This is a genomic window from Amycolatopsis sp. NPDC028719 (genome assembly GCF_055565395.1).
Genome location: NZ_JBVHUL010000003.1, coordinates 401,568 through 413,356 on the forward strand (window position 1 = coordinate 401,568; position 11,789 = coordinate 413,356).

An 11,789-nucleotide genomic window follows, 5' to 3' on the forward strand; every position below is an offset into this window, starting at 1 on the left:
GCGGGATGCCTGAGTACGTGATCCTGGTCCACCCGTCCGCCAACCGGGTCTACGCCGCCTCCTCCCCCGCGCTGCTGCGCGCCGAGCTGGCGATCTTCGGCGCGGCTCTATCGGCCGAGCTGTCCGGGATCGAGGAGGTCGAGCTCGGCGGCGTCGGCTACGTGCGCTTCACCAGCTCGGCACCCCTGGGCGAGAGCGACCTCGCGCTGCTGTCGAACCTGTCGTCGCTGTACGCGCTGTTCGAGCTGGGTGACGGCGTCCTGCGCCCGGTCACCGTGACGCCGCTGGCGAAGGCCGACTCGGACCTGCTGACCATCCAGAAGTACGCCGGCAAGACCAACGAGTCGTTCACCAAACTCTTGCTGAACGTCACGCTGCTGGCCACCGCGGAGCCCTTTTCGGACCGGCCGAAGTACCTGCTCGACCCGCTGTGCGGCCGCGGCACCACGCTCAACCAGGCGATCATGTACGGCCTGCACGCCACCGGCCTGGACGTCGACGCCAAGGACTTCGAGGCCTACGAAGCGTTCATCAAGACGTGGCTGCGCAACAAGCGCGTCAAGCACACCGCCGACTCGGGACAGCTGCGGCGCAACAAGGTCCGCCTCGGGCGCCGGCTCGACATCGAGTACGCGCTGAACAAGGAAGACTACAAAACCGGCGACACGCGCAAGCTCACCTACTTCCAGGCCGACACGCTGACCACCGACGAGGTGCTGCGGGCGAACTCCTGCGACGTGATCGTCACCGACGCGCCGTACGGCGTGCAGCACGGCAGCCACCGCGAAGCCGGCCTGCAGCGCAGCCCGCGCGACCTGCTCGCGGCGGCCGTCCCGATCTGGACGCGGGTGCTGCGCCCCGGCGGCGCGCTCGGCATCTCCTGGAACACCACCGTGCTGCCGCGCGAGGAACTCGTCGAGGTGCTGCGCAAGGCCGGGCTCGACGTCCGCGAAGGCGGGCCGTGGGCGGAGTTCACCCACCGGGTCGACCAGGCCATCCTGCGTGACCTGGTCGTCGCGGTGAAGCCCGCGTCTTGAGCCGACAGAGCCTGAGTCGACAAAGCGCTACTGGGTGAGCTCGCCCTTCACCGGCGCCTGCCCGTTCTCCTCCGGGGCTCCGGTGGGAGCCGGCGGCGGCGTGGTCAGGCCGCGCTTCACCGAGTCCAAGATGGACAGACCCTGGCCGACGAGTCCCGCGGCCATCTCACCGAGGCCGTCGGCGCCGTTGAGGATGTTGACGTTCGCGCCGGCCAGCCCGCGCCCGGCTTCCTTGACGATCTGCGGCAGCTGGTCGATGAGCATCCGGTCAAGCGCGACCCGGTTGTTCGACGCGGCCGCCTCCGCCTGCACGCGCATCTTCTCCGCGTCGGCCAGCGCCAGGATGCGGATCCGCTCGGCCTCCGCGTCGGCCGGCTTGATGACCTCGGCCACCAGCTGCTGCTGCCGCAGCTCGGCCTCGCGCTGGGCCAGCTCGGTGCGCGCGTCGACGACCTCCTGCTGCGCCTTCGCCTGCGCGAGCGGCCCGGCCTGGGCGGCCTCGGCCTGAGCCGCCTCGACCTCGGCGCGGTACTGCGCCTGCACGATCGACGTCTGCCGCGCGTACTCCGCCTGCGTCCGCTGCGACTCCTGCTCGGCCTCGGCCGCGGCCTTGTTCGCCACGGCCTGGGCGATCTGGGCGTCCCGCTGGATCGCGGCGTTGTGCGGCGCGGCCATCGCGGCGATGTAGCCGAGCTTCATGTCGTCGATCGACTGGATCTGCAGCGCGTCGACGGAGAGGCCGATCTTCGCCATCTCCACCGCCGAGCCGTCCAGCACCTCGGTCGCGAGCTTCTGCCGTTCGGTGATGATCTCCTCGACGGTCATCGACCCGATGATCGAGCGCAGGTGACCGGAGAAGATCCGGCCGGTCAGCACGGACATCTGGTCCTGGTCGGCGAGGAACCGCTGGCCGGCGTTGACGATGCTCTCGGTGTCGTTGCCGACCTTGAACGCGATCACCGCCCGCACGGTCAGGGCGATGGCCTGTTTCGTGACGCACACTTCGGTCACTTCGGCCTCGCACATGGAAAGCGTCAGGAACCGGACCTTCCGGAAGACCGGCATGACGAAGGCGCCGTGCCCGATGACGACCCGGAACGGCGACGCGCCTTTGCTGTTCTTGCCGCCGGAGATGAGCATCGCCTCGTTGGGAGCCGGAACGCGATAACCGAACATCGACTGTCCTTAGACGAACATCAGGAGGAAGTGGGTTCCGGGACGTCCCACGCCACGACGTCGACCGTGCGCTGTCCGCGGGTTTCGACGACCAGCACGGTCGTCCCCTTCGGCAGTTCCGTGTCGGACCAGGCCAGGAAGGTTTCCAAGCCACCCCGGATCCTGATCAGCACCTCACCGGGACCCCGCTGCCCGCGGGTTCCGACCAGGAGGACTCCCGTCCGGCCCGACGGCGAGAGATCGGAGTGCACGGGCCGACCTCCCCTCGGTGGGCTGCCTCGGTGCGGGGACCGCCCCGCTCACCCCATTGTGCTCCCGGCGGACGCGGCGGCGCGGCACTGTGAGGTTCCGATCAGGAGGCAACCGGACGGGCCGCCCGGGCGTGAAGAACCCGGGACGGGCGCCGGCTTGGCTATACTCCGGGCCGTGACGGTCGAGCAACGCCCCCTGCGCGCGGACGCCCGGCGCAACCGGGAGGCGCTGGTCGCGGCCGCGCGGGAGGTGTTCGGCGCCAAGGGCGTCGACGCCCCGCTCGACGAGATCGCGCGCCGCGCCGAGGTCGCGATCGGCACGCTCTACAACCGGTTCCCGACGCGGGCCGACCTCGTCGAGGCCGCGTTCCTGCCGGCGATGGAAGAAGCGAAGGCCGTCCTCGAAGAAGCCCTCGCCGTCGACGACCCCTGGGACGGTTTCGTGCTCTTCCTCGAACGGTCGGTCCTGATGCAGGTCAGCGACCGCGGCTTCACCGAGATCTGCTCGCGGTCCTTCGACCCGGCGTCCGGACTGGAGAAGGCCAAGCGCGGCAATGGTTCCCGGATCCACCGGATCATCACCCGCGCCCAGGAGGCCGGGGCGTTGCGGCCGGACTTCCGCGGCGAAGACCTGGCGATCGTGTTCGCCGCGGCGACGGCGACCCCCGGCTGGCGGCGCGCGCTCGGCATGGTCCTCGACGGGCTGCGCGCGCGATGACCTGGCTCGCGGACACCCGCACGTCGTACGACACGGTGGCGGAAAGCTACGCCGAGTTCATGGCGGGCGCTCTCGACGAGCAGCCGTACCTGCGGGCGGCGCTCACGCTGTTCGCGTCCGAGGTCGGCGGCCCGGCGGTGGACGTCGGCTGCGGCCCGGGGTACTTCACGGCGTACCTGCACTCGCTGGGCGTCGACGCCACCGGCATCGACCTCTCCCCGGCGATGATCGGCATCGCGCGCCGGGCGCACTCGGGACCGCGGTTCGAGGTGGGCTCGATGACCGACCTGCCGCTGCCCGACGCGTCGATGGCGGGCGTGCTGGCGTCCTGGTCGCTGATCCACGTCCCGGACGACGACGTCCCGGTCGCCCTCGGGCACTTCCGGCGCGTGCTGCGGCCGGGCGGGCTGCTGGTGATCGGCTACCACGTAGGCGCGGGAACGCGGCTGAAGACCGAAGGCTACGGCGGGCACCCGATGCGGGTCCACGTCCACCTCCGGCAGCCGTGGTGGCTGGCCAAGCGGGTGCGGGCGGCCGGGTTCACGATCGAGGCGGAGTGGGCGCTGAACCCGGAAAACAAGGTGTCGCAAGCGATCCTGTTCGCCCGCGCGTCAGCTTAGCCGCTGTCCCACGAACTTCAGGACGTCCGGCAGGATCCCGCGCCAGTACTCGTCGTCGTGCTTGCCCGGGGAGAACCTCGACACCGCCGGGCTCACCGCTTTCACCAGCTTCCGGTCCGCGCCCAGGAACGGATCCGACTCGCCGCACCAGACGCCGAGCGAGGCCGCGCGCAGTTCTCCCGTGTGCAGCAACGGTTCTTCGGCACGCCAGTTGTCTTCATCGGCGAACACCTTGCGGCTGCGGGCGTCCGGCCAGCTGACGAACAGGGCCGCACTCGCCGTCGCGACGGCCTTCAGGTCCGGGTGGGCGCGGGCGAACCGCAGCGCGCCGAAGCCGCCCATGGAAATGCCGAACACCGCCGACGCCGGCCGCAGATCGCGGCCCGCCAGCCAGCCGGGGACTTCGTCGGTGAGCATCCGCTGCGGGTCGTCATCGGAACCGACGTCGACCCAATAGTGGTTACCGTCGACCGCGGCAACCGCGAACGGCGGGACACCCGCGCGCACGGCAGCCGTCAACGCCGCGGGGACGCCCAGTTCGAGGAAGGTCCGCGCGCGGGCGCCGCGGCCGTGCAACGCCAGGCACACCGGCAGCCCCGACGACGGGACGCCTTCAGGGGTGATCAGGACCAGGTCGACGTCCGTGCCGCGGGCGGCCGAGCGCATGCGCTGGACCGTCACCGGGTCGGACAAAGGTGCCGGACCGGTCGGGACCGGCACCGGCGGCGGACCGGGAGGCGGCCCGGATGGGGACGACGAACAGCCCGCCAGCAGCGCGAGCGCGCTGCCGGCGAGCAGGCCGCGGCGGGAGAGCACGGGTCAGCCCCGGCTCTCCTCCTCCGCGAGCTCGTCGTCGTCCTCGGCTTCGCGGGGCGCCTTGTACGGGTCGGGCTCACCCGCGTGCTGGGCTCCCGCCGAGCGGCGCGCGACCTCCGCGTCGGCCTCGCGGGCCTTCGCGAGCAGGTCCTCGATCCGCTTCGACTCCTCGGGGATCGTGTCGGCCACGAACGTCAGCGTCGGCGTGTAGCGGACCCCGGTGCCCTGCCCGACCTTCGTGCGGAGCATCCCGCGCGCCGATTCGAGCGCGAGGGCGGCGCCGGTGAAGTCCGGGGGGACATCCAGCTTCTCGCCGAGCACCGTGTAGTACACCGTGGCGTCGTGCAGGTCGCCGGTGACCTTCGTGTCCGTGATGGTCACGTAGTCCAGCCGGGAGTCCTTGACCTCGTGTTCGATCGCCGACGCGACGATCTGCGAGATCCGCTTGGCGAGCTTGCGAGCCCGAGCAGGATCAGCCATGTCTTCTCCTAGAAAGGTCTAATCGTCTGGGCCGAGCAGTCGGCGGTGGGCGGAGATCAGTTCGAACTCCGGCCTGCTCGCCACGTACCGCTCACACGAGTCGAGCACGTCACGGACGTGCTCGCCACCTTCGGCGACCACGGCCACCCCGATGAGGGTCCGGCGGTGCAGGTCGGTGTGCCCGGCTTCGGCCACCGACACGGCGAAGCGCTTGCGCACCTCGGCCAGCACCGGACGGACCACGGATCGCTTCTGCTTCAGCGAATGAACGTCGCCGAGCAGGATGTCGAGCTCAAGGGCTCCGACGAACATAGGCAAATGAGGTGGTGTCGTAGGGAGCGAAAGCCCGGGTGTGCGGTGCGGAACCGCACACCCGGGCTCAACCGCATTACGCTCGCGGCTTCTCGCGCTGCTCGTACGTCTCGATCAGGTCGCCGACCTTCAGGTCGCCGTACGAACCGAGCGTCAGACCGCACTCGTAGCCCTCGCGGACCTCGACCACGTCGTCCTTGAACCGCCGCAGCGAGCTGATCGGCAGGTTCTCCGCGACGACGGTGCCGTCGCGCAGCAGCCGGGCGCGCGCGTTGCGCCGGATCTCGCCGGACATGACCAGGCAACCCGCGATCGTGCCGATCTTGGAGGACTTGAAGACCTCGCGGACCTCCGCGCGGCCCAGCTCGACCTCTTCGTACTCCGGCTTGAGCATGCCCTTGAGGGCCTGCTCGATCTCGTCGATCGCCTGGTAGATGACCGTGTAGTACCGGACGTCGACGCCCTCGCGGGTGGCCCGCTCGGTCGCCTTGCCCTGGGCGCGGACGTTGAACCCGAGGACGATCGCGTCGGACGCGGTCGCCAGGTCGATGTCCGACTCGGTCACGCCACCGACACCGCGGTGGACCACGTTCAGCTCGACCTCGTCGCCGACGTCCAGCTGCAGCAGCGAGGCTTCGAGGGCCTCGACGGTGCCCGAGTTGTCACCCTTGATGATCAGGTTGAGGCTGTTCGTCTCCTTCAAGGCGGAGTCGAGGTCCTCGAGGCTGACCCGCTTGCGGCGCGACGCGTTGAGCGCGTTGCGCGTACGAGCGGCGCGGCGCTCGGCGATCTGCCGGGCGACGCGGTCCTCGTCGACCACCAGGAAGGTGTCGCCCGCACCCGGCACCGAGGTGAACCCGATGACCTGGACGGGACGCGACGGGAGCGCCTCGGTGACGTCGACGTTGTGCTCGTCGACCATCCGGCGGACGCGGCCGTAGGCGTCACCCGCCACGACCGAGTCACCGACGCGCAGCGTGCCGCGCTGGACCAGGACGGTGGCCACCGGGCCGCGGCCGCGGTCGAGGTGGGCCTCGATCGCGACACCCTGGGCCTCCATGTCCGGGTTGGCCCGGAGGTCCAGAGCGGCGTCGGCGGTCAGCAGGATCGCCTCGAGCAGACCATCGATGTTGATGTTCTGCCGCGCGGAGATCTCGACGAACATCGTGTCGCCGCCGTACTCCTCGGCGACCAGGCCGTACTCGGTCAGCTGCTGCCGGATCTTGTCCGGGTTCGCGCCTTCCTTGTCGATCTTGTTGATCGCGACCACGATCGGGGCCTTGGCGGCCTGCGCGTGGTTGATCGCCTCGACCGTCTGCGGCATCACACCGTCGTCGGCCGCCACCACGATCACCGCGATGTCGGTCGAGTTGGCACCACGGGCACGCATGGCGGTGAACGCCTCGTGACCCGGGGTGTCGATGAAGGTGATCAGGCGCGGGTTGCCCTCGAGCTCGGTCTCGATCTGGTACGCACCGATGTGCTGCGTGATGCCGCCGGCCTCGCTCTCGCGGACCTTCGTCTTCCGGATCGTGTCGAGCAGTCGGGTCTTACCGTGGTCGACGTGACCCATGATGGTCACGACCGGCGGCCGGACCTGCAGATCCTCTTCGCCACCCGCGTCGTCGCCGTAGGTGATGTCGAAGGTCTCCAGCAGCTCGCGGTCCTCTTCCTCCGGCGAGACGACCTGAACCGTGTAGTTCATTTCGCCGCCGAGCAGCTCGAGGATGTCGTCCGACACGGACTGCGTCGCGGTGACCATCTCGCCGAGGTGGAAGAGCACCTGCACCAGCGAAGCCGGGTTGGCGTCGATCTTCTCGGCGAAGTCGGTCAGCGAAGCACCCCGCGGCAGCCGGATCGTCTCGCCCTGCCCCTTGGGCAAGCGGACGCCGCCGACGCTGGGCGCCTGCATGTTGTCCATGTACTCCTGGCGCTTCTGCCGCTTCGACTTGCGGCCCTTGCGCGAGGGACCACCCGGGCGCCCGAAGGCACCCGCGGTACCGCCACGGCCACCGGGGCCACCACGGCCACCGCCGCCGCCACGGAAACCGCCGCCGCCCGCCGGGGCACCGGTGCCGCCACCCGGGCGGAAACCGCCGCCGGCGCCGCCGCCGCCACCGGGGCCGCCGCGGAAGCCACCGCCGCCGCCACCGCCACCGGGACCGCCGCGGAAACCGCCGCCGCCGCCACCGGGACCGCCACGCGCGCCGCCACCAGGGCCGCCACGCGCGCCGCCACCGGGACCACCGCGGGCGCCGCCACCGGGACCGGCGGGACGCTGCGTGCGGCCCGGCATCATGCCGGGGTTCGGCCGCGGGGGCATGTTGCCCGGGCTCGGCCGGTTGCCACCGGCGCCACCACCGGGACGCGGGGCCGGACGGTCACCGGCACCCTGACCGCCACCGGGACGCGGCGGGCGGTTGTCGCCGCCCTGGCCGCCACCCGGGCGCGGGCCCTGCGGACGCGGCGGGGCGCCGGAACCGACGCCGAACGGGTTGTTGCCGACCCGCGGGGTGCGCGGACCGGGCTTCGGGCCGCCGGGCTTGGGGCCCTGCGGCTTCGGCGGGACGACCGAGCCGGTGTTGCCCGAAGGCGCGGCCGGGGTGTCCTGCTTGGGTGCGGCGGGCGCCTCGGCTTTCGCCGCCGGGACCTGCTCCTCGGGAGCGGGCGCGGCCGGCTGCTGACGCGGGCCGGGCCGCGGGCCGGGACCCGCGGGACGCGCGGCCGGTGCGGCGGCCGGCTTCGAGGCCGGTGCCTGCTGCTGCGGGGCCGCCGCGGGGGCGGCCTTCGCCGCGGGCGCCTGCTGCTGGGGAGCGGGCGACGCGGGCTTGGGCGCGGGAGCGCCCGGCTTGGCGGCCGGGGGCCCGGGGCGCGCCGACGGGCCGGGGGTGGGTGCGGGCTTCTTGGCGCCCTTGGGCGCGTACGCGTCGCGGAGACGGCGGGCGACGGGCGCCTCGACCGTGGACGACGCGGACTTCACGAACTCGCCCTGTTCCTTCAACTTGGCGAGAACGTCCTTGCTGGTGATGCCGAGCTCCTTAGCGAGCTCGTGTACGCGGGCCTTGCCTGGCACAGCTCTCCTCATCTAGGGGAGGCCAGGCGGATGACCCGCTGACCTCGTCCTTATTGTCTGACGCTCATGGCTTCAGCTTCACGGCTGACTCATGACGGGTCGACCTGCTTCCTTGGTTCCTCGCGAAGCCGGGTACGTCCCGGCTTCGTGGTGCGAAGTGGTGCGCCCGACGTGTTCGCGAACCTCGCGGACGTCGAGCGCCCCGGGAGCCCGCAAGGCTCTCGGGAAGGCTCGCCGCCGTTCGGCCTTGGCCAGGCAGTCCGGATCGGGGTGCAGCCAAGCTCCCCGGCCCGGCAGCCGCCGACGCTCGTCGACGACCACCTGCCCGGCCACCGCGACCACGCGCAACAGCTCACCGATCAATGCCCGCCGCTTGCAGCCGACACAAGTCCGCACCGGAAGATTCCGGTGGGGCTGGTGCTCGGCTACCCGCCGCGGGCGTTGAACCACTCCTGAGTCTAGCGCTTCGACATTCACTCAGCCGAACCGGTTGTCGCGGCGGGCCGCGATGGACGGGCGTGGTCTTGATCACCCTCGTCGTCCGCCGGTGCGGCGTCGCTGCGGATGTCGATCCGCCAGCCGGTCAGACGGGCGGCGAGGCGGGCGTTCTGGCCCTCCTTGCCGATCGCCAGCGACAGCTGGAAGTCCGGCACCACGACACGGGCGGTCTTCGCCCGCTCGTCGACTACTCGTACGGAAACAACCTTCGCGGGCGACAGCGCATTCCCGACGAAGCGGGCCGGATCCTCGGAGTAGTCGATGATGTCGATCTTCTCACCGGCCAGTTCGCTCATCACGTTGCGCACGCGAGCGCCGACCGGGCCGATGCAGGCGCCCTTGGCGTTGACGCCCGCCACGGTGGACTTCACGGCGATCTTCGTGCGGTGCCCCGGCTCGCGCGCGACGGCGGCGATCTCGACCGTCCCGTCGGCGATCTCCGGGACCTCCAGCGCGAACAGCTTGCGCACGAGGTTCGGGTGCGAGCGCGAGAGCGTGATCTGCGGACCGCGGTTGCCGCGCGAGACGGTGACCACGTACGCCTTGATCCGGCTGCCGTGCTCGTACGACTCGCCGGCCACCTGCTCCGCCGAGGGCAGCACGCCCTCGGTGTCCCCCACCTGGACCACGACCATGCCGCGGGCGTTGGCGCGGGCGTCGCGCTGGATCACGCCGGCGACGATCTCGCCCTCCTTGGTGGAGAACTCGCCGAAGGTCTTCTCGTGCTCGGCGTCGCGCAGCCGCTGCAGGATGACCTGGCGCGCGGTGGTGGCGGCGATCCGGCCGAAGCCCTCGGGGGTGTCGTCCCACTCCTCGTCGGTCTCGCCGTCGTGGGTCAGCGTGCGGGCGAGCACGCGCACGAGGCCCGTCTTGCGGTCGATGTCGATGCGGGCGTGCGGCTGGTGGCCCTCGGTGTGCTTGTACGCGGTGAGCAAGGCCGTTTCGATGGCCTCGATCACCGTTTCGAAGGGGATGTCCTTGTCCCGTTCGATCGCCCGCAGCGCGGCGATGTCGACGTTCACTTCGACCCCTTCTCCGTCTCGGCGGCGATGATGCCGGACGCGTCGTCTTCGAGCAGTTTCAGTTCCTCGGCGGGCGGCTGCTTGAACTCGATCTCGATGACCGCCTTCGCCACGCCGGCGTAGCGGACGTCGCGGATCTTGCCGCCCGCGAGGACGCGGGCGGCGTCCGCGCCCGCGTGACCGACCCGGCCCACGAAGGGCGCGCCTTCGACCGGCGAGACCTTCACCAAGCGGTACCGCGCGCGCCGCCAGTGGCGCGGCTGGGTGAGCGGGCGGTCGAGGCCCGGCGAGGTGACTTCCAGCGTGTACGCGCTCGCGAGCACGTGCTCGTTCTCGTCGAGCGTCGCCGAGACCTTGCGGCTGACCTCGGCGATCTCGTCCAGCCCGACACCGTCGTCGGAGTCGACGACGACCTTGACCAGCTGCCGCCGGCCGGCCTGCTGCACCTCGAACGAGTCGAGGTCGAAACCCGCGGCGGTGACGGCTTCGGCCACTATCGGCTGAAGCCGGCTGGCGAGTTCTCCTGGCACGTGGGGCTCTCCTCGTTCAAGGTTCGGGTCGGTGGTGGACCAGCTTATCCGGTCGCCCGCTCACCCCGCGCGAGCGGCGGGGGCGCCCGGGGGCCTGGCAGGATGGGCCGACGTGACCGGAAGACCGACCGACCTGACCCGTCGTGCCGCCCTCCGCGCGGGGGCGCTGGCCGCGCTGGCCGTCCCCCTGGCCGCGTGCGGGCCCGGCTACGACGAGAGCCCCGACCCGCTCCAGCCGCTGCTGGCCGCCGCCGAGGCGGACGCCGCCGCCGCGCGAGCGCTGGCCAAGGGCGGCGACGCCGACGCGGCCGGCCAGCTCGCCGACGCGCGCGCGGCCCACGCGGCCGCGCTGAAGTCCGAAGTGGACCGGCTGAACCGGCCCCGGCCGTCGTCGTCGCCGGCACCCCCGGCACCGGCCGCCCTGGGCGACTTCAAGGAACGGCTGGCGACGGCGCGCAAGCAGGCCGAGGACCTCGTCGGCGGGCTGCCGCGCTACCGCGCCGGGCTCGTCGCGGCGGTGGCGGCGGGCTGCGCGGCGCTCCAGCGCACCGCCCCGGCCCTGGGCCCCGGCGAGGACGCCCCGGCGCCCGCCGGGACCACCACGGCCGTGCCAGCGGAGGCGGTGGACCCGCTGCAGACCGCGCTCGCCGCCGAGCACGCCGCCGTCTGGGTGTACGGGCTGGTCAGCGCGTTCCTGCCGGGCGACTTCGGCGACGCCGAGAAGGCCGGGGCGGCGGAGCACGCGGTGCGCCGCGACCTGCTGCAGACGATGCTGTCCGCCTCCGGGGCGACGCCTGTCGCGCCCGAAGCGGCGTACGTGCCGAAGAAGCCGGTGACGGACGCGAAGTCGGCGTCCCTGGTGGTCGCGACGGCCGAGGCCGACTGCGCGTCGGCGTGGCTCGCGGTGGTGAACCACACCGACGACGCGGCCCTGCGCACGACGGCGCTGCACGCTTTGGTGGCGGCTGCGCGGCGCGGGACGCCGTGGCGGTCGGAGGCGGGCGAGAAGCCGGTCGCGATCGCGATGCCCGGCCAGGCGAGCTGAGCTTTCGGATGCGGTGAACGACTCGTTCACCGCGTCGCGGCCGGGTCCAGCGCCCCAATGTGGCGTTGGTTGCGTGGGACGCACCCAATGTGGCGGGGGGGGGGGGGGGGGGGAAAAAAAAAAAAAGGGGGGGGGGGGGGAACCACAAAAAAAAAAAAAAAAAAAAAAGAGACGCATAAACAAAAACACAAACCAACCGCCCCCCGCCAAG

13 protein-coding genes are annotated in these 11,789 nt (G+C 71.6%); 4 read left to right on the forward strand and 9 right to left on the reverse strand.

The window, feature by feature from the left end; all coding sequences use genetic code 11:
• The first annotated feature begins 5 nt into the window (after positions 1–5).
• Positions 6–1,037 (forward strand): TRM11 family SAM-dependent methyltransferase, encoded by a 1,032-nt coding sequence (locus ACZ4TR_RS15765; RefSeq protein ID WP_465287696.1) that lies wholly within the window; start codon positions 6–8, stop codon positions 1,035–1,037.
• Between the two features lie 27 nt (positions 1,038–1,064).
• Here the strand turns inward: ACZ4TR_RS15765 and ACZ4TR_RS15770 are convergent, their stop codons facing one another.
• Together ACZ4TR_RS15770 and ACZ4TR_RS15775 are read right to left on the reverse strand one after the other, a co-directional pair.
• A complete protein-coding gene (locus ACZ4TR_RS15770) occupies positions 1,065–2,213 on the reverse strand; it encodes an SPFH domain-containing protein (RefSeq protein ID WP_364526550.1) in 1,149 nt (382 codons plus the stop codon).
• A gap of 20 nt (positions 2,214–2,233) precedes the next feature.
• Positions 2,234–2,464, reverse strand: a complete 231-nt coding sequence (locus ACZ4TR_RS15775) for a hypothetical protein (RefSeq protein WP_364526552.1) — start codon at positions 2,462–2,464, stop codon at positions 2,234–2,236.
• Between the two features lie 175 nt (positions 2,465–2,639).
• Between ACZ4TR_RS15775 and ACZ4TR_RS15780 the strand changes: the two genes are divergently transcribed.
• A complete protein-coding gene (locus ACZ4TR_RS15780; protein ID WP_465287697.1) occupies positions 2,640–3,182 on the forward strand; it encodes a TetR/AcrR family transcriptional regulator in 543 nt (180 codons plus the stop codon).
• A complete protein-coding gene (locus ACZ4TR_RS15785; protein ID WP_465287698.1) occupies positions 3,179–3,802 on the forward strand; it encodes a class I SAM-dependent methyltransferase in 624 nt (207 codons plus the stop codon). The genes ACZ4TR_RS15780 and ACZ4TR_RS15785 overlap by 4 nt, the downstream gene beginning before the upstream one ends.
• Here the strand turns inward: ACZ4TR_RS15785 and ACZ4TR_RS15790 are convergent.
• From ACZ4TR_RS15790 to rimP, 7 genes are all read right to left on the reverse strand, one after another.
• Positions 3,794–4,618 (reverse strand): alpha/beta hydrolase, encoded by an 825-nt coding sequence (locus tag ACZ4TR_RS15790; protein WP_465287699.1) that lies wholly within the window; start codon positions 4,616–4,618, stop codon positions 3,794–3,796. The two genes, ACZ4TR_RS15785 and ACZ4TR_RS15790, sit on opposite strands and share 9 nt — an antisense overlap.
• A 3-nt stretch (positions 4,619–4,621) precedes the next feature.
• Positions 4,622–5,098, reverse strand: a complete 477-nt coding sequence (gene rbfA / locus ACZ4TR_RS15795; protein WP_364526560.1) for a 30S ribosome-binding factor RbfA — start codon at positions 5,096–5,098, stop codon at positions 4,622–4,624.
• 18 nt (positions 5,099–5,116) lie between these two features.
• A complete protein-coding gene (locus tag ACZ4TR_RS15800) occupies positions 5,117–5,410 on the reverse strand; it encodes a DUF503 domain-containing protein (RefSeq protein ID WP_364526562.1) in 294 nt (97 codons plus the stop codon).
• 76 nt (positions 5,411–5,486) lie between these two features.
• Positions 5,487–8,483 (reverse strand): translation initiation factor IF-2, encoded by a 2,997-nt coding sequence (infB, locus tag ACZ4TR_RS15805; protein ID WP_465287700.1) that lies wholly within the window; start codon positions 8,481–8,483, stop codon positions 5,487–5,489.
• Between the two features lie 78 nt (positions 8,484–8,561).
• Complete coding sequence (locus tag ACZ4TR_RS15810; RefSeq protein ID WP_364526566.1) at positions 8,562–8,879, reverse strand: YlxR family protein; 318 nt, start codon at positions 8,877–8,879, stop codon at positions 8,562–8,564.
• Positions 8,880–8,956: 77 nt separating this feature from the next.
• Entirely contained in the window at positions 8,957–10,003 is a 1,047-nt protein-coding gene (gene nusA, locus ACZ4TR_RS15815) for a transcription termination factor NusA (protein WP_285480443.1), read from the reverse strand.
• A complete protein-coding gene (rimP, locus tag ACZ4TR_RS15820) occupies positions 10,000–10,533 on the reverse strand; it encodes a ribosome maturation factor RimP (RefSeq protein ID WP_364526568.1) in 534 nt (177 codons plus the stop codon). The genes nusA and rimP overlap by 4 nt, the downstream gene beginning before the upstream one ends.
• 112 nt (positions 10,534–10,645) lie before the next feature.
• Between rimP and ACZ4TR_RS15825 the strand changes: the two genes are divergently transcribed.
• Entirely contained in the window at positions 10,646–11,578 is a 933-nt protein-coding gene (locus tag ACZ4TR_RS15825; protein WP_465287701.1) for a ferritin-like domain-containing protein, read from the forward strand.
• The last annotated feature ends 211 nt before the right edge of the window (positions 11,579–11,789 follow it).

Excerpts from the sequence above, each read along its gene's own strand:
- ACZ4TR_RS15765 (WP_465287696.1), top strand. The coding sequence starts at position 6 with ATGCCTGAGTACGTGATCCTGGTCCACCCGTCCGCCAACCGGGTCTAC.
- ACZ4TR_RS15770 (WP_364526550.1), bottom strand. The coding sequence starts at position 2,213 with ATGTTCGGTTATCGCGTTCCGGCTCCCAACGAGGCGATGCTCATCTCC.
- ACZ4TR_RS15785 (WP_465287698.1), top strand. The coding sequence starts at position 3,179 with ATGACCTGGCTCGCGGACACCCGCACGTCGTACGACACGGTGGCGGAA.
- rbfA (WP_364526560.1), bottom strand. The coding sequence starts at position 5,098 with ATGGCTGATCCTGCTCGGGCTCGCAAGCTCGCCAAGCGGATCTCGCAG.
- ACZ4TR_RS15800 (WP_364526562.1), bottom strand. The coding sequence starts at position 5,410 with ATGTTCGTCGGAGCCCTTGAGCTCGACATCCTGCTCGGCGACGTTCAT.